This window comes from Pseudomonas sp. GW821-FHT01E05 (assembly GCF_059422425.1).
This window is the reverse complement of the sequence record NZ_JBWKWW010000002.1, coordinates 452,386-473,333: the sequence shown is the minus strand read 5'-3', so window position 1 is coordinate 473,333 and position 20,948 is coordinate 452,386. Positions and strand designations below refer to the sequence as shown.

The 20,948-nt window shown below is 58.8% G+C and carries 21 protein-coding genes; 12 read left to right on the top strand and 9 right to left on the bottom strand.

Going from position 1 to position 20,948, the window contains the following annotated elements; all coding sequences use genetic code 11:
* Nucleotide 1 precedes the first annotated feature (1 nt).
* Complete coding sequence (locus AC07W5_RS05605; protein WP_494994359.1) at nucleotides 2–400, bottom strand: acetyl-CoA sensor PanZ family protein; 399 nt, start codon at nucleotides 398–400, stop codon at nucleotides 2–4.
* A gap of 223 nt (nucleotides 401–623) precedes the next feature.
* Between AC07W5_RS05605 and AC07W5_RS05600 the strand changes: the two genes are divergently transcribed.
* The 7 genes from AC07W5_RS05600 to AC07W5_RS05570 all read left to right on the top strand — a co-directional run bounded on the left by AC07W5_RS05600 (nucleotide 624) and on the right by AC07W5_RS05570 (nucleotide 6,399).
* The gene (locus tag AC07W5_RS05600) at nucleotides 624–2,285 is read left to right on the top strand and encodes an OFA family MFS transporter (protein ID WP_494994358.1); all 1,662 of its coding nucleotides are present in this window, start codon (nucleotides 624–626) and stop codon (nucleotides 2,283–2,285) included.
* Between the two features lie 247 nt (nucleotides 2,286–2,532).
* Complete coding sequence (gene hisB / locus AC07W5_RS05595; RefSeq protein ID WP_494994357.1) at nucleotides 2,533–3,126, top strand: imidazoleglycerol-phosphate dehydratase HisB; 594 nt, start codon at nucleotides 2,533–2,535, stop codon at nucleotides 3,124–3,126.
* Nucleotides 3,126–3,764, top strand: coding sequence for an imidazole glycerol phosphate synthase subunit HisH (gene hisH / locus AC07W5_RS05590; RefSeq protein WP_494994356.1), 639 nt, complete (start codon nucleotides 3,126–3,128; stop codon nucleotides 3,762–3,764). The genes hisB and hisH overlap by 1 nt, the downstream gene beginning before the upstream one ends.
* Nucleotides 3,765–4,022 carry a DUF2164 domain-containing protein gene (locus AC07W5_RS05585; RefSeq protein ID WP_494994355.1) on the top strand — a complete coding sequence of 86 codons (258 nt, stop codon included), beginning with the start codon at nucleotides 3,765–3,767 and terminating at the stop codon, nucleotides 4,020–4,022. It abuts the gene before it with no gap.
* A gap of 42 nt (nucleotides 4,023–4,064) precedes the next feature.
* The gene (gene hisA / locus AC07W5_RS05580; RefSeq protein ID WP_494994354.1) at nucleotides 4,065–4,802 is read left to right on the top strand and encodes a 1-(5-phosphoribosyl)-5-[(5-phosphoribosylamino)methylideneamino]imidazole-4-carboxamide isomerase; all 738 of its coding nucleotides are present in this window, start codon (nucleotides 4,065–4,067) and stop codon (nucleotides 4,800–4,802) included.
* Between the two features lie 9 nt (nucleotides 4,803–4,811).
* Nucleotides 4,812–5,582, top strand: a complete 771-nt coding sequence (hisF, locus tag AC07W5_RS05575) for an imidazole glycerol phosphate synthase subunit HisF (RefSeq protein WP_489375885.1) — start codon at nucleotides 4,812–4,814, stop codon at nucleotides 5,580–5,582.
* A 61-nt stretch (nucleotides 5,583–5,643) separates the two neighbouring features.
* Complete coding sequence (locus tag AC07W5_RS05570; RefSeq protein WP_495011029.1) at nucleotides 5,644–6,399, top strand: substrate-binding periplasmic protein; 756 nt, start codon at nucleotides 5,644–5,646, stop codon at nucleotides 6,397–6,399.
* A 116-nt stretch (nucleotides 6,400–6,515) separates the two neighbouring features.
* Here AC07W5_RS05570 and AC07W5_RS05565 read toward each other — a convergent pair whose 3' ends face one another.
* The 4 genes from AC07W5_RS05565 to gpmI form a co-directional block, all read right to left on the bottom strand.
* Nucleotides 6,516–7,298: a divergent polysaccharide deacetylase family protein gene (locus AC07W5_RS05565; protein ID WP_495011030.1), complete on the bottom strand. Its 783-nt coding sequence runs from the start codon at nucleotides 7,296–7,298 to the stop codon at nucleotides 6,516–6,518.
* 1 nt (nucleotide 7,299) lies between these two features.
* Nucleotides 7,300–8,610: a S41 family peptidase gene (locus AC07W5_RS05560; RefSeq protein WP_494994350.1), complete on the bottom strand. Its 1,311-nt coding sequence runs from the start codon at nucleotides 8,608–8,610 to the stop codon at nucleotides 7,300–7,302.
* Between the two features lie 32 nt (nucleotides 8,611–8,642).
* Entirely contained in the window at nucleotides 8,643–9,929 is a 1,287-nt protein-coding gene (locus AC07W5_RS05555) for a murein hydrolase activator EnvC family protein (RefSeq protein ID WP_494994349.1), read from the bottom strand.
* A 136-nt stretch (nucleotides 9,930–10,065) separates the two neighbouring features.
* On the bottom strand, nucleotides 10,066–11,595 hold the full coding sequence (gpmI, locus tag AC07W5_RS05550) for a 2,3-bisphosphoglycerate-independent phosphoglycerate mutase (protein ID WP_495022920.1): 1,530 nt from the start codon (nucleotides 11,593–11,595) through the stop codon (nucleotides 10,066–10,068).
* A 152-nt stretch (nucleotides 11,596–11,747) separates the two neighbouring features.
* Between gpmI and AC07W5_RS05545 the strand changes: the two genes are divergently transcribed.
* From AC07W5_RS05545 to secB, 3 genes are read left to right on the top strand one after another with little or no spacing between them, the layout of a single operon-like run.
* Nucleotides 11,748–12,161, top strand: coding sequence for a rhodanese-like domain-containing protein (locus AC07W5_RS05545; RefSeq protein ID WP_494994347.1), 414 nt, complete (start codon nucleotides 11,748–11,750; stop codon nucleotides 12,159–12,161).
* 1 nt (nucleotide 12,162) lies between these two features.
* Complete coding sequence (gene grxC, locus AC07W5_RS05540; RefSeq protein ID WP_007939440.1) at nucleotides 12,163–12,417, top strand: glutaredoxin 3; 255 nt, start codon at nucleotides 12,163–12,165, stop codon at nucleotides 12,415–12,417.
* Nucleotides 12,418–12,458: 41 nt separating this feature from the next.
* The gene (secB, locus tag AC07W5_RS05535) at nucleotides 12,459–12,944 is read left to right on the top strand and encodes a protein-export chaperone SecB (RefSeq protein WP_494994346.1); all 486 of its coding nucleotides are present in this window, start codon (nucleotides 12,459–12,461) and stop codon (nucleotides 12,942–12,944) included.
* 181 nt (nucleotides 12,945–13,125) lie between these two features.
* Here secB and AC07W5_RS05530 read toward each other — a convergent pair whose 3' ends face one another.
* Nucleotides 13,126–13,581 (bottom strand): tRNA (cytidine(34)-2'-O)-methyltransferase, encoded by a 456-nt coding sequence (locus tag AC07W5_RS05530; protein ID WP_495022919.1) that lies wholly within the window; start codon nucleotides 13,579–13,581, stop codon nucleotides 13,126–13,128.
* Here AC07W5_RS05530 and AC07W5_RS05525 point away from each other — a divergent pair.
* Nucleotides 13,580–14,020, top strand: a complete 441-nt coding sequence (locus AC07W5_RS05525; RefSeq protein ID WP_495022918.1) for a hypothetical protein — start codon at nucleotides 13,580–13,582, stop codon at nucleotides 14,018–14,020. The genes AC07W5_RS05530 and AC07W5_RS05525 overlap by 2 nt on opposite strands.
* Before the next feature lie 581 nt (nucleotides 14,021–14,601).
* Here AC07W5_RS05525 and ntrC read toward each other — a convergent pair.
* The 3 genes from ntrC to glnA all read right to left on the bottom strand — a co-directional run bounded on the left by ntrC (nucleotide 14,602) and on the right by glnA (nucleotide 19,081).
* Nucleotides 14,602–16,038 (bottom strand): nitrogen regulation protein NR(I), encoded by a 1,437-nt coding sequence (ntrC, locus tag AC07W5_RS05520; RefSeq protein ID WP_494994343.1) that lies wholly within the window; start codon nucleotides 16,036–16,038, stop codon nucleotides 14,602–14,604.
* Nucleotides 16,035–17,120: a nitrogen regulation protein NR(II) gene (glnL, locus tag AC07W5_RS05515; protein WP_494994342.1), complete on the bottom strand. Its 1,086-nt coding sequence runs from the start codon at nucleotides 17,118–17,120 to the stop codon at nucleotides 16,035–16,037. The genes ntrC and glnL overlap by 4 nt, the downstream gene beginning before the upstream one ends.
* Nucleotides 17,121–17,674: 554 nt before the next feature.
* Nucleotides 17,675–19,081, bottom strand: coding sequence for a glutamate--ammonia ligase (gene glnA, locus AC07W5_RS05510; protein ID WP_494994341.1), 1,407 nt, complete (start codon nucleotides 19,079–19,081; stop codon nucleotides 17,675–17,677).
* 330 nt (nucleotides 19,082–19,411) lie between these two features.
* Here glnA and thiI point away from each other — a divergent pair, with 330 nt between their 5' ends.
* Complete coding sequence (gene thiI / locus AC07W5_RS05505; RefSeq protein WP_494994340.1) at nucleotides 19,412–20,866, top strand: tRNA uracil 4-sulfurtransferase ThiI; 1,455 nt, start codon at nucleotides 19,412–19,414, stop codon at nucleotides 20,864–20,866.
* Nucleotides 20,867–20,948 lie beyond the last annotated feature (82 nt).

Genomic DNA, 20,948 nt, shown 5'->3' with positions numbered 1-20,948 from the left:
ACTAGAGAACATCCAGCGGCAGGTGCAGCTTGGCCGCCAGCGCTTGCGCTTCCAGATGCCCCGCAGGTGCCAGTAGACGCAGTTTTGCACCGGTTTGTTCAACCATTCGTTGTGCTTCGCTCACCAGGCGCTCGGCCACACCGCGACGTCGGGTGATTTTTCGTACGCACAATTGAGATAAATGCCAGACATCTTGCTGTCGTTGCAGGCGCGCGGCCCCCAGCAGCCGGTCATTGAAGCGCCCGACGATCAGGGTGCCATCGCGCAAGTTGCTTTCGATCAGTTGCAGATAGTCCTGGAACGGCGCCAACAGCCAGTCCGGGGCGTCGCGATAGATCTTCTGCAGGTCCTGTTGATCCTGATAGGTGGCTTCGTTTAGCGACTCGACAATGATGGGCATGGGATTTCCTTGAGCAGTACAGGAGCAGATGACGCAGAAAAGGTGATGTCAGTTTGGTTTTTCTGTCATGGGCAAATGGTAACCTTTCGCAGTTCGTCCGTCCTTCTGCGACTTGATGTCGCGTTCCAGAAGTTTCACCCGATAAAACGGTCATGCCTGCGTGCACCAAGGCTGTGGGTGAAGGGTGGCTGACGGACCCTATTAATCATTGGGGGAAATATAAATGAGCTCCAGCTCCGAGGCGGGCATTCTCGCCGCCCAGCCAGCGTTTCTGTCTAAAGAGCGCATCATTGCCAGGCCCGGTTTCAACCGCTGGCTGGTACCACCGGCCGCGTTGGCCATCCACTTGTGCATCGGTATGGCCTACGGCTTCTCGGTGTTCTGGTTGCCGCTGTCCAAAGCCTTGGGCATCAGCGCTGCGGTGGCGTGCGCGCCGGACATGAGTTTTATCGCACAGGTCTTTTCGGCCAAGTGTGACTGGCCGATCTCTATGCTGGGCTGGATTTTCACGTTGTTCTTCATCTTCCTCGGCTGTTCCGCGGCTATTTGGGGCGGTTGGCTGGAACACGCCGGCCCGCGCAAGGCTGGCGTCGTTTCGGCGTTGTGCTGGTGCGGCGGTCTGATGATTTCTGCGTTGGGTATCTATACCCACCAGATATGGCTGATGTGGATCGGCTCCGGGGTCATTGGCGGTATCGGGTTGGGATTGGGTTATATCTCGCCTGTCTCGACGCTGATCAAGTGGTTCCCGGACAAGCGCGGCATGGCGACTGGCATGGCGATCATGGGGTTCGGTGGCGGCGCGATGGTGGGGGCTCCGCTGGCGGCAGCCTTGATGAGTCATTTCGCTTCGTCAACGGGCGTCGGCGTGTGGCAGAGCTTTCTGGTGATGGCTGCGATTTACTTCGTATTCATGATCGGCGGTGCGCTGTCTTATCGCGTTCCGCCAACCGGCTGGAAACCTGAAGGCTGGACCGCGCCGGCGAAAAAAACGGCCAACGCGATGATTACCCATCGCCATGTGCACGTTAGCGTCGCGTGGAAAACCCCGCAGTTCATTCTGGTCTGGCTGGTGCTGTGCCTGAACGTATCCGCCGGTATCGGCATCCTTGGCATGGCTTCGCCGCTGCTGCAGGAAGTTTTCGCCGGTCAGCTGCTCGGCAATGGCCTGGCATTTGGCCAGCTGGACGCCGCTCAGTTGGGGCAGATCGCGGTCATCGCGGCTGGTTTTACCGGATTGCTGAGCCTGTTCAACATCGGTGGCCGTTTCTTCTGGGCGACCTTCTCGGACTATCTGGGTCGTAAAAACACTTACTTTGTGTTCTTCGCTCTGGGTTTTGCACTGTACGCGTTGATCCCGAACCTCGGTCATCTGGGCAATATTGCGCTGTTTGTGGCGGCGTTCTGCATCATCCTGTCGATGTATGGCGGCGGTTTTGCGACGGTTCCGGCTTATCTGGCGGACCTGTTCGGCACGCAAATGGTCGGCGCAATCCATGGTCGTCTGCTCACCGCCTGGGCAGCAGCCGGCGTACTCGGTCCGGTTCTGGTGAACTACCTGCGTGAGTATCAGCTGAGCATTGGCGTCGAGCGCGCGGCGGCTTACGACATCACCTTGTACATTCTCGCGGGCCTGCTGGTGCTGGGTTTGCTCTGTAACCTGCTGGTGCGTCCGGTGGCCGACAAGCACTTCATGACCGACGCCGAGCTTGCCGCGGAACAGGCGCTGGGTCATGACAAGGGCGCAAACAGCACCACCGTGCTGGAGTGGAAAGCTTCGCCGGGCAGCGTACCGTTGGCAGTTGCCGCGTGGCTGGTGGTGGGCATCCCATTGGCGTGGGGTGTCTGGGTGACCTTGCAGAAGACTGCGGTGTTGTTTCACTAACACCAACCTGTAGGAGCCGAGCTTGCTCGCGATGAACGATGACGGGGTGTGTCAGACGCGTCGCCTCGCGGGCAAGCCTCGCTCCTACAAAAGCTCGCTCAGCGATGAGTGACAGCTTGTCCTGACATGTATATCACTGACAGCACTGTTTTCAGCTCGTCAGTGATATCGTCCTTCGTGTTTCTGTTTGGCGTCCGCAAGCCTATAATGACTGCCTTTTTCGCCCAATGATTTTGCGGAGCTGGTGATGGCCGAACGTAAGGCGTCCGTCGAGCGCGACACTCTGGAAACCCAGATCAAAGCCTCGATCAACCTGGATGGCACCGGAAAGGCCCGATTTGATATCGGTGTTCCTTTTCTTGAGCACATGCTTGATCAGATCGCCCGTCACGGGTTGATCGACATTGATATCGAAAGCAAGGGCGACCTGCATATCGACGACCACCACACCGTGGAAGACGTTGGTATCACTCTGGGTCAGGCCTTCAGCAAAGCCATCGGCGACAAAAAAGGCATCCGTCGTTACGGCCATGCCTACGTGCCGCTCGATGAAGCGCTGTCGCGCGTGGTGATCGACTTCTCCGGCCGTCCAGGCCTGCAGATGCACGTGCCCTATACCCGCGCTACCGTCGGCGGCTTCGATGTCGACCTGTTCCAGGAATTCTTCCAGGGCTTCGTCAACCACGCCAATGTCTCCTTGCACATCGACAATCTGCGTGGGCACAACACCCACCACCAGATCGAGACCGTGTTCAAGGCGTTCGGTCGCGCGCTGCGCATGGCCGTCGAGCTGGATGAGCGCATGGCCGGGCAAATGCCTTCGACCAAGGGCGTGCTCTGATGCAGACGGTCGCGGTTATCGATTACGGCATGGGCAACCTGCACTCGGTGGCCAAGGCCCTCGAGCACGTCGGTGCCGGCAAGGTGCTGATCACCAGCGATGCCAGCGTGATTCGTGAAGCCGACCGGGTGGTATTCCCCGGCGTGGGCGCGATTCGCGATTGCATGGCGGAAATCCGTCGCCTGGGCTTCGACTCGCTGGTGCGCGAAGTCAGCCAGGACCGTCCGTTTCTCGGCATCTGTGTCGGCATGCAAGCCTTGCTCGACCATAGCGAAGAGAACGATGGCGTTGACTGCATCGGTCTGTTTCCAGGCCAGGTGAAGTTCTTCGGCAAAGGCCTGCACGAAGATGGCGAACACCTGAAAGTCCCGCACATGGGCTGGAACGAAGTGCAGCAGACGGTGGATCACCCGCTGTGGCACAACATTCCCGACCTGGCACGGTTCTACTTCGTGCACAGCTACTACATCGCTGCCGGCAATCCGCGGCAGGTGGTGGGTGGCGGTCACTACGGCGTCGACTTCGCCGCAGCGCTGGCTGATGGCTCGCGTTTCGCCGTGCAGTTCCACCCGGAGAAGAGCCATACTCATGGCCTGCAACTGCTGCAGAACTTCGCTGCGTGGGATGGTCGCTGGTAAATGGCCGTCAAGAAGAAGCCGCCGATCCTGACCCTCACTCCCGAACAGGAGAACGAGGCGAATCACAAGATCAAGCGCTTCATGGAAGATCGCTTCGAACTGAATCTGGGTTCGTTCGAAGCGGCTGAAATCCTTGAGCTGTTTACCCGCGAAATTGCGCCACACTATTACAACAGGGCGATTTTCGATGTGCAGGCGCACCTCAAAGAGAGGTTCGAAAGCATCGAAAGCGACTTGTGGGCGCTCGAGAAAAGCTGATTTCCGAGCGAAGCTGAAAAATCGAATTTTAAGGTTTGCCAGATGCTGATTATTCCCGCTATCGATCTCAAAGACGGTGCTTGTGTACGTCTGCGCCAGGGCCGCATGGAAGACTCCACGGTGTTCTCCGATGATCCGGTGAGCATGGCTGCCAAGTGGGTGGAGGGTGGTTGCCGCCGTCTGCATCTGGTCGATCTGAACGGCGCTTTCGAAGGCCAGCCGGTCAACGGCGAAGTGGTCACCGCGATTGCCAAGCGTTACCCGAACCTGCCGATCCAGATCGGCGGCGGTATCCGCTCGCTGGAAACCATCGAGCACTACGTCAAGGCGGGCGTGAGCTACGTGATCATCGGCACAAAAGCCGTGAAAGATCCGGCGTTCGTTGCCCAGGCTTGCCGCGCCTTCCCGGGCAAGGTGATCGTCGGTCTGGACGCCAAAGACGGCTTCGTGGCCACCGACGGCTGGGCTGAAATCAGCACCGTGCAGGTCATCGACCTGGCCAGGCAGTTCGAGGCCGACGGCGTGTCCGCCATCGTTTATACCGATATCGCCAAAGACGGCATGATGCAGGGTTGCAACGTGTCGTACACCGCAGCGCTGGCCGCGGCCACGCGGATCCCGGTGATTGCCTCCGGCGGTATCCACAATCTGGGCGACATCAAGTCGCTGCTCGATGCCAAGGCGCCGGGGATCATCGGCGCCATCACCGGCCGGGCGATCTACGAAGGCACTCTCGATGTTGCCGAGGCGCAAGCCTTCTGCGACAGCTATCAAGGCTGAGGACTCACCATGGCGCTGGCCAAACGCATTATCCCTTGCCTGGACGTCGACAACGGTCGTGTGGTCAAGGGCGTCAAGTTCGAGAACATCCGTGATGCCGGCGACCCGGTGGAAATCGCCCGTCGCTATGATGAGCAGGGTGCCGACGAGATTACCTTTCTCGACATCACCGCCAGCGTCGATGGTCGCGACACCACGTTGCATACCGTCGAGCGTATGGCCAGCCAGGTGTTTATCCCGCTGACCGTCGGTGGCGGTGTGCGTACCGTGCAGGACATCCGCAACCTGCTGAATGCCGGCGCGGACAAAGTCTCGATCAACACTGCAGCGGTATTCAATCCTGAGTTTGTGGGCGAGGCCGCGCAGCATTTCGGCTCGCAATGCATCGTCGTCGCTATCGACGCGAAGAAGGTGTCATTGCCGGGCGAAACCCCACGCTGGGAAATCTTCACCCACGGTGGGCGCAAGCCGACAGGCCTGGATGCCGTGGAGTGGGCGAAGAAAATGGAAGGCCTCGGTGCCGGTGAAATCCTGCTGACCAGCATGGATCAGGACGGCATGAAAAACGGCTTCGATCTGGGCGTCACCCGGGCCATCAGCGATGCCTTGGGGATCCCGGTGATTGCGTCCGGCGGTGTCGGTAACCTGCAGCATCTGGCGGATGGCATTCTTGAAGGCCACGCCAGCGCGGTACTGGCGGCGAGTATCTTCCACTTTGGTGAATACACCGTACCGGAAGCCAAGGCCTACATGGCGCATCGCGGCATCGTGGTTCGATAAGCTGGACAGCATGGCGGGCTCACGGCACTCTTGGGCACGCCATGGATTCCGGTAGCTCGTCATGTTTAAACGTTTTTTCCTCGTACTCGCCAGCGCTTGGGTGTTGCTCACTGGCGCCGCTCACGCAGCAGACAATACCGACACCTCTCTGGTGTTGCTGACGGAAAACTTCCCACCGTACAACATGGCGAAGAACGGTAAAAACTTCGCTCAGGACGAGAACATTAACGGTATCGCGGTGGATATCGTCCGCGAAATGTTCAAGCGCGCCGGAATCAACTACAGCCTGACCCTGCGCTTCCCCTGGGAGCGAATCTACAAGCTCGCTCTGGAAAAGCCGGGATACGGCGTGTTCGTCATGGCGCGTCTGCCAGATCGCGAAAAACTCTTCAAATGGGTTGGCCCCATCGGCCCGGACGACTGGATCATGCTGGCCAGGGCCGACAGCAAGATCACCCTGGAGTCGCTCAACCAGGCGCGCAAATACAAGATCGGCGCCTATAAGGGTGACGCGATTGCCGAGACCCTGACCAAGCAAGGTATAGCTCCCGTGTTGGTCCTGCGCGATCAGGACAACGCGAAGAAGCTGGTTCACGGCCAGATCGACCTCTGGGCCACCGGCGACCCGGCCGGTCGCTACCTCGCGCGACAAGACGGGGTGACCGGGCTCAAGACCGTGTTGCGCTTTAACAGTGCCGAGCTTTATCTGGCGTTGAACAAGAATGTGCCGGATGAGGTGGTGGCGAAGTTGCAGGCCGCGTTGGACCAGCTGCGCAAGGAAGGCGTGGTCGACGACATCATGGCGCGGTATCTCTAACCTTCACGCTGATCGTTCCCACGCTCTGCGTGGGCATGCATCCCGTGACGCTGCGCGTCACAGTGGGCGCGGAGCGCCCATGGCTGCGTTACCACGCGGAGCGTGGGAACGATCTATTAGCGATACACCCCATCTTTCCCATGCCCCACCGTCGCCTTGTTCCCGCGCAGGCTGATCATCAACTTGATATCGATCCACTCGATGCCCTGAGCCTTGAGCTTGGGCAGTTCGCGTTCGAGTACGGCGAGGGTTTGCGGGTAGGGGTGGCCGATCATCACCGCCGAGCCCTGTTTGCGGGCCAGGCTGATTGCTGTCTGCAACTGGGTAGTGATGGCTTGTTCGGTGCGCTCATCGTCGAGAAACACGTCTCGTGAAACGCTCGCCAGTCCAATCTTCTGCGCCTCGGCGGCGGCCACGGTTTTAGCGCTGGTGCGGCTGTCGACGAAGAATTTGTGCCGACGCTGCAATTCGGCCATCAGCCAGGCCATGGCCTTGGTTTCTGCGGTCATGCGGCTGCCCATGTGGTTATTGATACCACTGGTATAGGGAACGGCCTTGAACGCGGCATTCAGGCGCTTTTCAAGCTCTTCTATGGGGAGGTCGGGATGCCAGGCAAACGGGCCGGTGGCCGGGTCCATGGGCATGTGCAACATGACGATCTTGCCAGCGCGGTGAGCTTCGCGGGCAAATTCGGCAGCATGGGGAGTGTCGGGCATGATCGCAGTGGTCACCGGCCCTGGAAGCGCCAGCACTCGGCGATCCCGTGGCAGGTTTTGCCCGAGGTCGTCGATGATCAGGCTCAGGTAAGCCTTGTGCGGAGCTGCCGTCGTTTCGGCGGTTGCTGCATGAGCAGCACCCGCCAGACCCCACAGCAGACTGAGGATGAGCGCAAAGCGCATCTCAGTGGCCGCGGGTGATGCTCAGGCCTTTGAGCAGGCTCAGGGCCTGGGCCAGCTGGTAGTCATCGTCCTGCAGCGATGGCTGCTTGGCTTTTGCGGAGGCGCGGGTTGGCTTGTCGGCGCCGCCGTTGCCATTGCCCAGGTGACCTTGCAGATCAGCTTCCTTGAAGTATTCGCCGTCTTGCTCGTTGGTGATTTTGGCTTTGCGCACTTCGATGTCCGGCACGATGCCTTGAGCCTGGATCGAACGACCGTTCGGGGTGTAGTACAGCGCGGTGGTGATTTTCAGCGCGCGGTCATTGTTCAGCGGCAGTACGGTTTGCACCGAGCCTTTACCGAAGCTGGTGGTGCCCATCAACACAGCACGTTTTTGATCTTGCAGGGCGCCGGCGACAATTTCCGAAGCCGAGGCGCTGCCACCGTTGATCAACACCACCATTGGTACGGCTTCGCTTTCGTCTTTACCGGTCGCGGAGAAACGCAGTTCGGAGTTGGCGATGCGGCCCTTGGTGTAGACAATCAGGCCCTTGGTGATGAAGTGGTCGACCACTTCAACAGCCGATTGCAGCACGCCGCCCGGGTTGTTGCGCAGGTCCAGGACGATACCGCTGAGCCGCTTGCCGTTATCCTTGCGCAGCTTGGCCAGGGCCTTGGAGACCTCCTCGCCGGTTTTTACCTGGAACTGGGTGATGCGGATGTAACCGTAGCCGGACTCGAGCAATTGGCTCTTCACGCTTTTGACCTGAATGGTGGCGCGAGTCAGCGTCACGTCGAACGGTGTGCCGCCGTCGCGAACCAGGGTCAGGGTGATTTTCTGGCCGATCTTGCCACGCATTTTGTCGACCGCTTCGGTCATGCTCTGGCCGCGAGTCGGCTGGCCGTTGATCTTGACGATAAAGTCGCCGGCCTGAATGCCTGCTTTGGACGCTGGAGTATCGTCGATCGGCGAAACGACCTTGATGAAGCCGTCTTCGGCGCCGACTTCGATGCCCAGGCCACCGAATTCGCCGCTGGTGCTTTCCTGCAAATCAGCGAAGTCTTCCGGGCCGAGATAGGCCGAGTGCGGGTCAAGGTTGCTGAGCATGCCCTTGATGGCGTTTTCCAGCAGGGTCTTGTCGTCTACGGGTTCGACATAGGCGGCCTTGATCCGGTCCATGACTTCGGCGAAAGTGCGCAGCTCATCGAGTGGCAATGGAGCCTTGGTGGTCGCGGCCGTTGCCACCGCAGCGGCTTGGGCGGCAAACGCGTGAGGCGCACCGATCACAATGGCGATCGTCAGGGCCAGCGAGGTTAGGCGGGACAAATGCAGCATGTCGAACAAACTCCTGAGATTAGGTAACGCGCTTATCCTTGCGCACGGCACCATTGTGCCGGATCACTCGGGTGACCCTGCTGACGAATAGCGAAATACAGCGCTGGCGTGTCTTGCCCGCCACTGTTGCCGACAGTGGAGATCGACTCACCGGCTTTTACAACATCACCAGCGGCTTTAAGCAGCGTCTGGTTGTGACCATAAAGGCTCAGAAACCCGTTGCCATGGTCGAGAATGACCAGCAACCCGGCCCCTCGCAACCAGTCGGCGAATACCACGCGACCGCCATGTACGGCGTGCACCTGGCTGCCGGCGGAGGCGCTAATCATCACGCCGTCCCACTTGGTGCGGGCATCATCGCCACGGGTTTCACCAAAACGCGCAAGCAGTCGACCATCAACCGGCCATGGAAGTTTGCCGCGCGCTGACGCAAAAGGGCCGCCGTAGGAGGCTCCAGCACTGGAAACCAAGGGGCCGGGCGCGGCTTTAGCCGGTTTGTGCGGGCTCTCGTCGGCAGCCGCCTGGGCCTCACGCAAGCGCTTTTTTTCGGCTTCTTGCTGGGCGATCAACGCTTTTTGCCGCGCTTCTTCTGCCTCGCGGGCCTGACGGGCCAGAGTTTCTTCGATGGTTTTGAGTACTTTAGACAGGTCCGCTTGATCCTGCTCGCGGGCTTGAAGCTTCTGGTCGCGAGCCTTCACATCGTCGTTGAGTCTGGCCAATGCCAATTGGCGTTCTTTGCGGACTTTGTCGAGTTCGTCGCGCTGGCTGTCGAGGCTGCTTTTCTGCACCAGCAGTTGGGCTTGCTGCATGGCGATGTCCTGCTCGACGTTGGCCAGTTGGCGCAGGGTTTCGTTGAAATTCTTCAGCTGCTCCAGGCGTGCCTGGCTCAGGTAGTCGTAATAGGTCAGGGTCCGGGCGAACTTTTCCGGGTTTTGTTGATTTAGCAGCAGCTTCAAGTATTCCTGACGGCCGTTCTGGTAGGCGGCTCGGGCCTGAATAGCGATCAGTCGTTGCTGTTCAATGCGCGCGCTCTGGAGTTTTTTTTTCTCTTCATCGAGTCGCTGCAGCTCGGATTCGCTTTTTTTCAGCTCTTTCTGCAGGGTTTCGACCTGTTTCTCCAGTTTGCCCATCTCGGTTTCGGTGCCGCGCAGTTCTTTCTGCACGCCGGATTTTTCCTCCTGCAGTTTGCCGAGGAGTTTTTTCAGCTCAGTAATATCCTGACGCGTGGCGTCCAACTGTTGTTGGGTTTGCGCGCGCTCATCGGCAAAGGCCGGTTGGAGCAGGCAGGTCAGAGCTAGGGCAATCAGGGCGCGAAGCATAGAGGCGGGCGACACCAGGGAAAGGGACAGCCTAGTATGCCCGCCGCGGACCGCAAAAAAAACGCCCCGAAGCTAACTGCTTTGAGGCGTTCGTCATAAAAAGCCGTTTATGGCCTTTGATTGAGTCGTTTTACTATCAGACTAGTATCGAAGTGCCAGTCATTTCTTCAGGTTGCTTGAGACCCAGCAGTTTGAGCATGGTCGGCGCCACGTCGGCCAGTACCCCGCCTTCGCGGACTTTAAGGTCGCGTTTGCCGACATAGATGAACGGTACCGGCTCAGTCGTGTGAGCGGTATGGGCTTGACCTGTGGTCTCGTCCGACATCTGCTCGACGTTGCCGTGGTCAGCCGTGATCAGTGCCTCGCCGCCGACCTTTTCCAGTGCCTCGACAATCCGCCCAACACACAGATCCAGGCATTCAACGGCCTTCACTGCTGCCTCGAACACGCCGCTGTGACCGACCATGTCGCCGTTGGCATAGTTGACGATGATGACGTCGTAACGCTGGTTTTCGATGGCGTCGACGATTTTGTCGGTGACTTGCGGCGCGCTCATTTCAGGTTGCAGGTCATAAGTCGCGACTTTCGGCGACGGGATCAGGATGCGCTCTTCGCCCGGGAAAGGTTCTTCACGGCCGCCAGAGAAGAAGAAGGTCACGTGGGCGTACTTCTCGGTCTCGGCAATGCGCAGCTGAGTCTTGCCGTTTTTTGCCAGGTAATCGCCCAGCACGTTTTCCAGGCTGCCCGGCGCAAACGCCGACGGTGCTGGAATGCTTGCCGCGTATTGAGTGAGCATGACGAAACCGGCCAGTTTCGGCTGGCGGGCGCGTTCGAAGTCGTTGAAGCCGTCTTCGACAAACACCCGGGTGAGCTCGCGAGCGCGGTCGGCGCGGAAGTTCATGAAGACCACGGCATCGCCGTCTTCGACCTTGACCGGCGTACCAATGGTTGTGGCTTTAACGAATTCGTCGCTCTCGCCGCGTTCGTACGCAGCTTGTAGGCCTTGCTGAGCAGTGGCCGCGTTGAATTCACCCTTGCCGTCGACGATCAGCTCGTAGGCCTGGGACACACGGTCCCAACGGTTGTCGCGGTCCATGGCGAAGTAGCGGCCAATGATGCTGGCGATCCGGCCCTTTCCAAGGGTTCTGAAGGTTTCATCAAGCAGTTCGATTGACGATTGGGCGCTTTTTGGCGGAGTGTCACGGCCGTCGAGAAAGGCGTGCAGGTAGATTTTCTCCGCGCCACGCTTGAACGCCAGCTCGGTCATGGCCACCAGGTGGTCCTGATGGCTATGCACTCCGCCTTCGGACAAGAGGCCGAGCAGATGCACCGCTTTGCCAGCGGCCACGGCTTTATCTACCGCCGCGCAGATGGTCGGATTTTCGAAAAACTCGCCGTCGCGGATCGATTTGGTCACTCGGGTGAAGTCCTGGTACACCACGCGGCCGGCGCCAAGGTTCATGTGGCCGACTTCCGAGTTGCCCATTTGGCCGTCCGGCAGGCCGACGTCCATGCCTGAGCCCGAGATCAAACCGTTCGGGACAGTGGCGCACAGACGGTCAAGGACTGGCTTTTTGGCCGAATAGACGGCGTTGTGTTCTTGGCTTTCACTGTAACCGAAGCCATCCAGAATCATCAGGACCAAAGGTTTAGGCGTGGTAGTCATAGATTCCACTCGTGGCTGGATTGAAAGAGGCGATGGAAAAGGGAGTGGCAGTTTAAAGCTAAGTTCCGACCGCGTCACCGCCGGGCGGGGTGTGGTCGGCCAAGGCGGCTGTGTATACTGGCCGACATTTTAACGCCCTGGAACCTCCTTCGATGGTTGCTCACCTGATTGAATTTGCCACTAACCACTATCTGCTCGTCGGTATCTTCGTCGTACTGCTGGCGTTGCTGATCGCTTATCAGATGCAAGGCGGCGGCCGCAGCCTGAGCACCGGTGAACTGACCGGGCTAGTCAACAAAGACGCAGGCGTGGTAATTGACATTCGTCCGACCAAGGATTTCGCCGCCGGTCACATCGTAGGCGCGTTGAACATTCCTCAGGACAAACTGACCGCTCGCGTCGGTGAACTGGAAAAGCACAAGGCCAAGACCATTATTCTGGTCGACGCCATGGGCCAGACTGCCGGCACTCATGCCCGCGAACTGATAAAGGCCGGCTTCACCGCCGCCAAGCTGTCCGGTGGTATTTCCAGCTGGAAAGCCGACAATCTGCCGCTGGTGAAGTGATATGAACAACGTCGTCGTCTATTCCAGCGATTACTGCCCTTATTGTTCGCGAGCCAAGTACCTGCTCGAGAACAAAGGCGTAGCCTTCGAAGAGATCAAGGTCGATGGCAAGCCGCAGGTGCGTGCCGCGATGGCTCAGAAGGCCGGGCGTACGTCCGTGCCGCAGATCTGGATCGGCAGCACCCACGTTGGCGGCTGTGATGATTTGTTTGCCCTGGAGCGCGCCGGCAAGCTCGACGCCATGCTCAAGGCTTGAATTCCTTACCCTACAAGACCCGAGATCAGAAAGGATCCGAGATGACTGACCAACAGAACACTGCAGCTAGCGAAGAAGAAACCGCACCGCAATTCTCCCTGCAGCGCATCTACGTGCGTGACCTGTCCTTCGAAGCCCCGAAAAGCCCGGCGATCTTTCGCCAGCAGTGGGAGCCGACCGTCGGCCTGGATCTGAACACCCGTCAGAAAGCTCTGGAAGGTGACTTCCACGAAGTCGTGCTGACCCTGTCGGTTACTGTGAAGAACGGTGAAGAGGTCGCGTTCATCGCTGAAGTGCAACAGGCCGGGATCTTCCTGATCAAGAACCTGGACGACGCTTCGATGAGCCACACCCTGGGCGCGTTCTGCCCGAACATCCTGTTCCCGTACGCTCGCGAAACCCTGGACAGCCTGGTGACTCGCGGTTCGTTCCCGGCCCTGATGCTGGCTCCGGTGAACTTCGACGCACTGTACGCGCAAGAACTGCAACGCATGCAGGCCGCCGGCGAATCGCCGACTGTGCAATAAGCGTTCGATGTTGACGAAAAAAGCGCCGTTACAGGCGCTTTTTTCATGGGGCTGGAATACGTGGCTCGATCATTCCCATGCTTTGCGTGGGAATGCCTCAAGGGACCCTCCGCGTCCAGTGACGCAGAGCGTCACGGGCTGCATTCCCACGCAGGAGCGTGGGAACGATCAGGATGTGTGGTTATTTGAAGCCGAGCTGCCGCCAGCCTTCGTAAACCGCCACGGCGACGGTGTTAGACAGGTTGAGACTGCGGCAGCCTTCACGCATCGGCAGGCGCAGTCGTTGTTCGGCCGGTAGGGCGTCCAGTACGTCGGCGGGCAGGCCACGGCTTTCCGGGCCAAAGAGAAAAGCATCACCTTCGGCAAAGCTGGCATCGTGAAACGGCCGCGAACCTTTGGTGGTAAAGGCGAACAAGCGCGGCTGGCCGAGGCTTTCCAGGCAGCTGACGAGGTCGGCATGGCGTTGCAAGGTGGCGTACTCGTGATAATCGAGACCGGCCCGGCGCAGGCGCTTGTCGTCCATCTCGAAGCCCAGGGGCTCGATCAAATGCAGGTGGCAGCCACTGTTGGCGCACAGCCTGATAACGTTGCCGGTATTCGGCGGAATTTCTGGTTGAAATAGGATGACGTGAAACATGCACGGCTCCGAAGGTAAAGATGGGCTGCATTCTACGCCTGAAGCAGACCCGCAGCCGAAGCTATTACTGCGGGTGCTCGGCTCTTTGGCGATTGTCGGCATGATGGTCGGGCTGATGATCGGTCGCCTGACGGCGCCGGATCCCACTGAGTTGCAGCAGGTGGAGGTTGTCGCTGACGGCCTGGTGGTGTGGTTCAACAATGAGCCGAAGATCCACGGTGAACATATCGACGGGACTGTCGCGCTATTGTTCGACGCGACGGGCAGGGCTCAGAACGGCCGTCTGAAGGTCAACGACAGGAGTGCGAACTGGCGGGTAAGGGCTGCGGATGCGGGGTTGTTACTGAGTCTGGTGGCGGCCCGACCGTTGCGTGGTGAGTGGGCTGGTGCTGAGGTGGACGGGCGCTGGCGGCTGGAGATCCATCTCCGGGAGGAATAAAAGAGGGAATCCCCGGCCTGCCTGTACCAAGGTTCCCGAAACCGGGTGGGGCTCGTCGCTGTCTGCGTCATGAGCCCCAAGTGTAAAGAGGGGAATCCCCGGCCTGCCTGTACCAAGGTCCCCGAAACCGGGCGGGGCTCGTCGCTGTTTGCGTCGTGAGCCCCAAGTGTAAAGAGGGGAATCCCCGGCCTGCCTGTACCAAGGTCCCCGAAACTGGGTTGTGCTTGGACTATTGCAGGGGGCGTGCCAGTTTTTGATAAAACGAGTTGAAAACCCTTTGGGTGCCGCTGAAAGCCCCGTATTTCGGGGCTTTTGCGTTTTAGGGGATTTTGTTTTCAGAGAGAAAAACTGAGTTTTTCAGGTTTTTGTTTCTGCTCGATCGCAGCTCACGATGCGTTGAGGCAGTGCACGCACACCATTGCGGTGCACGAAAGCCCAAAAGCATCGCGGGCAGATGTACATTGATCGTACCCACGCTCCGCGTGGGCATGCATCCCGTGGCGCTCTGCGTGACAGTGGGCGCGGAGCGCCCATAGAGGCGTTACCAAGCAGAGCGTGGGAACGATCGGGGGGATCAGGACTTAACCCTCATCTCCCTCGTCATCATCACCGCCATCGACCTTCATCCCCAGTTCCTTGATCTTGCGGGTCAAGGTGTTGCGGCCCCAGCCCAGCAGCACGGCGGCGTCGCGGCGGCGGCCGGCGGTGTGTTTGAGGGCTGTTTCGATCATGATCCGCTCGAAGCTCGGCACTGCACTGTCGAGCAGGCTCGATTGACCGCGTGCCAGCGCCTGATCGGCCCATTGGCGTAGCGCCTGCTCCCAGTTGGTCACCGGTGCAGAGTCTTGTGGCAGGTTCAGCAGTTCTGGTGGCAGGTCGCTGATATGTACTTCGCGACCCGAAGCCATCACCGTGATCCAGCGGCACGTGTTCTCCAGTTGACGCACGTTGCCGGGCCACGGCAGGTTTTTCAGGTATTCCTCGGTTTCGCTCTTCAGCAGTTTTGGCTCGACTGCCAGCTCTTGCGCGGCGCGGCTGAGGAAGTGCTTGGCCAGGGTCGGAATGTCTTCGCGGCGGTCCGACATGCGCGGGATGTGGATACGAATCACATTGAGGCGGTGGAACAAGTCTTCACGGAATTTCCCGGCATGAACCAGGGTTTCCAGATTCTGGTGAGTCGCGGCGATGATGCGTACATCGACCTTGACCGGCGTGTGACCGCCGACCCGGTAAAACTCGCCATCGGCCAATACCCGCAACAGACGCGTCTGGGTGTCGGCCGGCATGTCGCCGATCTCATCGAGAAACAACGTGCCGCCATCGGCTTGTTCGAAACGTCCGCGGCGCAGGTTGGCTGCACCGGTAAACGCGCCTTTCTCGTGGCCGAACAGCTCGGATTCCATCAGATCCTTGGGGATCGCGGCCATGTTCAGGGCAATGAACGGTGACGCCGCCCGTGGGCTGTGACGGTGCAAGGCGTGGGCCACCAGTTCTTTACCGGTGCCGGATTCGCCGTTGATCAATACGGTGATGTTGGAGTGGCTGAGACGACCGATAGCGCGAAACACTTCCTGCATCGCCGGTGCTTCGCCAATGATTTCCGGGGTGCGGGTCAGGGTCGGCACCACTTCCAGGCCTTGCTGTTCCTGGGCGTGCTGGTTGGCGCGTTTGACCAGGGAAACGGCTTCGTCAACATCGAACGGCTTGGGCAGGTACTCGAAAGCACCACCCTGATAGGACGCGACAGCGCTGTCCAGGTCGGAGTGAGCCGTCATGATGATCACTGGCAACCGTGGGTGCTGTTCGCGAATCCGCGCCAACAGGTCCAGACCGCTGGTGCCCGGCATACGGATGTCGGAGATGATCACATCCGGTTGCTGGCGAGCCAGGCGGCTCATCACGCCATCGGCACTGTCGAAGCTTTGGGTGGTCATGCCTTCTTGTTGCAAGGCCTTTTCCAGAACCCAACGGATAGAACGGTCGTCATCGACGATCCACACGGTTTCACTACGGCTCATGTCGATGGGGCTCCTTGTTCCAGTGGCAGAAAGATCGAGAACGTGGTGTGGCCAGGATGGCTGTCACATTCGATCAGGCCCTGGTGCTGGCTGATGATGTTCTGAGTAATGGCAAGGCCCAGCCCGGTACCGTCCGGACGGCCGCTGACCATCGGGAAGAAGATGGTTTCTTGCAATTCGGCGGGGATGCCCGGGCCGTTGTCGATGATTTCGATCTTGGTCACCAACCGATGGCGCACATGGCCAATGGTGAACTGACGCATCGCGCGGGTGCGCAGGCTGATCCGGCCCAGGCGCAGTTCGTTCTGGCTGCTGATGGCCTGCATGGCGTTGCGCACGATGTTGAGTACTGCCTGGATCATCTGTTCGCGGTCGATCAATACGTCAGGAATGCTCGGGTCATAATCGCGCACCAAGGTGATGCAGCCCTGGCTTTCTGCTTCCACCAGACTGCCCACGCGCTCGAGCACTTCATGGATGTTGGTCATCGCCAGTGACGGCAGTTTGTTCGAGCCGAGCATGCGATCCACCAGGTTGCGCAGGCGATCGGCCTCTTCGATGATGACGTTGGTGTAATCCTTGAGGCTTTCTTCCGGTAGCTCGCGGGCCAGCAACTGTGCGGCGCCGCGAATCCCGCCCAGAGGGTTCTTGATCTCATGGGCCAGGCCGCGCACCAGCATCTTGCTGGTTTCCTGTTTGGACAGCTGAGCCTCTTCCTTGGTGATTCGCAGCAAGCGGTCACGCGGGTGGACTTCCAGCAGCAGCAGGGTGTTGCCATTGCTGAGGATCGGCGTCACGGCGTAATCGACGGTCAGGGTCTGGCCGGTCAGCGCAGTGAGCATCGCTTCGCGCTTGGTGAACGGGTGAGCCTGCTCGACGGCCTGGCGCAAGGAGTTCAGGGCTTCGGCCGATTCGGTGAACAGCTCGCTGATGAATTGCCCATGACTGCGCTGGCCGCTGATGGCCAGCAGCATTTCCGCCGCGGGGTTCATGTACTCAAGGCGCAGGTCCGCGTTGAGCAGAATGGTCGCGGTGGTCAGGTTGTCGAGTAGCAAGCGGTGCAGTGTGTCGCTGATGGTCATGAGTATATGGTGACCTCTTTTGAAGCAATACAACCCGGGGCCGGTCCCGGATTGCGCGCGCGGATATAGCGCTGATATGAGGAAAATGCAAAAACCAAACCAAGGCTCCGAAAAGAAGCGTTAAACCCCTGAAACAGGCGTTTGAAGCTCGATTGCGTGGCGTTCTGCCAGCTTCTCCGGGTATTTTCGAACCAAAATGGGTTGATAAGTGGGTGGGGTGCAATTCATTGCACCAATATAGTGCGCAAACCTGGGCGGCGTTTAGAAGAATGAAAAGATGCTGCTCTTTTCTTCTTTGGCTTTCCTTGCCATTGGCTGTGGGGTGGTATCGCTCGGGTTCACTGGCTTGGGATTACCCTGTGTCAATTGGACACGTTTTTGCGTTACCTGACTGGGGGTGATCAATGAGGGCCCGATTTCCCGGCGCTTGGACTTCCGTTTGATGAAGGCATCACGGTGCGATGTCAGTATGAGCTCTCTGGCGTGTATCGCGCCCACAAAAAAGGCCTCCCGAAGGAGGCCTCTGTTACGCCGCTTGCGCGAGCGCTACCGGATTAGCAGCTGTAGTACAGCTCGTATTCCAGTGGGTGTACGAAGGTACGTACTTTGATTTCTTCTTCGCTTTTCAGGGCGATGTAAGCGTCGATGAAGTCGTCGCTGAAAACGCCGCCTTTGGTCAGGAACGCACGACCTTTGTCCAGCTCTTCCAGGGCTTCTTTCAGGCTGCCGCAAACTTGTGGGATCTCTTTAGCCTCTTCAGGCGGCAGGTCGTACAGGTTTTTGTCAGCAGCATCGCCTGGGTGGATCTTGTTCTGGATGCCGTCCAGGCCAGCCATCAACAGTGCAGCGAAGCCCAAGTACGGGTTGGCTGCTGGATCCGGGAAGCGAGCTTCGATACGGCGAGCTTTAGGGCTGGACACGTAAGGAATACGGATCGAAGCGGAACGGTTGCGAGCCGAGTAGGCCAGCATTACTGGAGCTTCGAAACCTGGGACCAGACGCTTGTAGGAGTTGGTCGACGGGTTGGTGAAGCCGTTCAGGGCCTTACCGTGCTTGATGATACCGCCGATGAAGTACAGGGCGGTGTCGGACAGGCCGGCATAACCTTCGCCAGCGAAGGTGTTCTTGCCATCTTTGGAGATGGACATGTGAACGTGCATACCCGAGCCGTTGTCGCCGTACAGCGGCTTAGGCATGAAGGTCGCGGTGCGGCCGTAAGCGTCGGCAACGTTGTGTACGCAGTATTTCAGGGTCTGAACTTCGTCAGCCTTGGCTACCAGGGTGTTGAACTTGACGCCGATTTCGTTCTGGCCGGCAGTCGCCACTTCGTGGTGGTGAACTTCGATGACCAGGCCCATTTCTTCCATGGCATTGCACATGGAGGTACGGATTTCGTGGTCGTGGTCGAACGGAGGAACCGGGAAGTAGCCGCCTTTGACGCCTGGACGGTGGCCTTTGTTACCGCCTTCGACGTCCTGGTCAGACATCCACGAACCTTGTTCGGAGAAGATCTTGAACATGGAGCCGGAGATGTCGGACTTGAACTTCACTTCGTCGAAGATGAAGAATTCTGGCTCTGGACCAACGAATACGGTGTCGCCGATACCGGTGGACTTCAGGTATTCCTCGGCACGGTGGGCAATGGCGCGTGGGTCGCGGTCATAGCCTTGCATGGTCGAAGGTTCGATGATGTCGCAGACCAGGATCAGGGTCGGCTCTTCGGTGAACGGATCGAGAACAGCGGTAGAGTCGTCCGGCAGCAGGATCATGTCGGAGGCTTCGATGCCTTTCCAGCCGGCGATGGAGGAGCCGTCGAACATTTTGCCGATTTCGAAGAAATCTTCATCCAGCGCATCACGGGCCGGCATGGTCACGTGGTGCTGAGTGCCTTTTGTGTCAGTGAAGCGCAGATCAATCCATTTGACGTCATGATCTTTGATGAGTTGAACCGACTTCGACATAGTGTCCTCCGGGTGGCTTCGGGCTGGTAGTGGAGTGCCCTTAGAATGTGGGTGATGCCGGCGCGAATACTCTGCCAAGGCAACCTGCCTCACAAGGGAGCAAATTGCATGCCAGTGCCCCGACTTGGGTTTTTCGCCCCAAACTCACGCATATATAGGTGAGCGCGGGAAATTCCGCGGGTTTTTCGCACTGTAATGTGGCGTCAAAAAGCCTTAACGCACCGTTTTAGTGCGTCAAGGGCCATCTGTATATTAACTGGTTAAACCTTGAGCAATTTCCGCTATAATCCGCGCCCCCCTTTTTCAGCTGGCCCCTCGCGCGCTGTTTTCATGAAACTAATCGTAAAAGTTTTCCCCGAAATCACTATCAAGAGCCGCCCGGTACGGATGCGTTTCATCCGCCAGCTGGCCAAGAACATCCGTGCCGTGCTCCGCGATCTGGACCCAGCGGTAGTGGTGAACGGTGTGTGGGACAATCTTGAGCTGGAAACACAGGTCAGCGAGCCGAAAGCCTTGAAGGATATGACTGATCGCCTGAGCTGCATGCCGGGCATCGCGCATTTCCTGCAGGTCGACGAGTACCCGTTGGGCGACTTCGACGACATCGTCGCCAAGTGCAAACAGCACTTCGGTGATGCCTTGCCGGGCAAGATCTTTTCAGTGCGCTGCAAGCGCGCCGGCAAGCACGAATTTACCTCGATGGACGTCGAGAAATACGTCGGTAGCCAGCTGCGTCGTCAGTGCGGCGCCGCCGGGATTTCCTTGAAAACGCCGGCAATCGAAGTGCGGATGGAAATTCGCGACCAACGGTTGTTTGTGATTCACAGCCAGCACAACGGCATCGGCGGTTATCCGTTGGGCGCCCTCGAACAGACCCTGGTGTTGATGTCCGGCGGTTTCGATTCGACTGTAGCGGCCTACCAGATCATGCGCCGCGGGCTGATGAGCCATTTCTGCTTCTTCAATCTCGGTGGGCGTGCCCACGAATTGGGCGTGATGGAAGTCGCGCACTTCATCTGGAAGAAGTACGGCAGCTCCCAGCGCGTGTTATTTGTCAGTGTGCCATTCGAGGAAGTGCTGGGAGAAATTCTCGGCAAAGTCGATAACAGTCATATGGGCGTAGTATTGAAGCGTATGATGTTGCGCGCTGCGTCCCGAATCGCTGATCGGCTGGACATCGATGCGCTGGTGACCGGCGAAGCGATTTCCCAGGTTTCCAGCCAGACGCTGCCGAACCTGTCCGTGATCGACTGCGTGACCGACAAGCTGGTGTTGCGCCCGCTGATCGCCAGTCACAAGCAGGACATCATTGACCTTGCCAACGAAATCGGCACCGCCGACTTCGCCAAGCACATGCCGGAGTATTGCGGGGTCATTTCGGTGAACCCCAAGACCCACGCCAAGCGTCCGCGCGTGGAGCATGAAGAGAAAGAATTCGATATGGCGGTGCTCGAGCGTGCGCTCGAAAACGCCAAACTGGTGCCGATCGATCGGGTGATCGACGAATTGGGCCAGGATGTGCAGGTTGAAGAAGTCAGTGAGGCGCTGGCCGGTCAGATCATCATCGACATCCGTCACCCGGATGCCGCCGAAGACGATCCGCTGGAGCTCGCTGGCATCGAGGTACAAGCGATGCCGTTTTATGCATTGAACGCTCGTTTCAAGGAACTGGACCCTACTCGCCAGTACCTGCTGTATTGCGACAAAGGCGTGATGAGTCGCCTGCATGCCCACCATTTGCTCAGTGAGGGGCATGCCAATGTGCGCGTTTATCGACCGAGCTAAGAGCCCGGGGCTGTATGCCTGTGGCCTGCGTCACCGGCCCCCCGACGCCGCCGTCAAGCTGTAACGGCAAGGCCTGACTCTA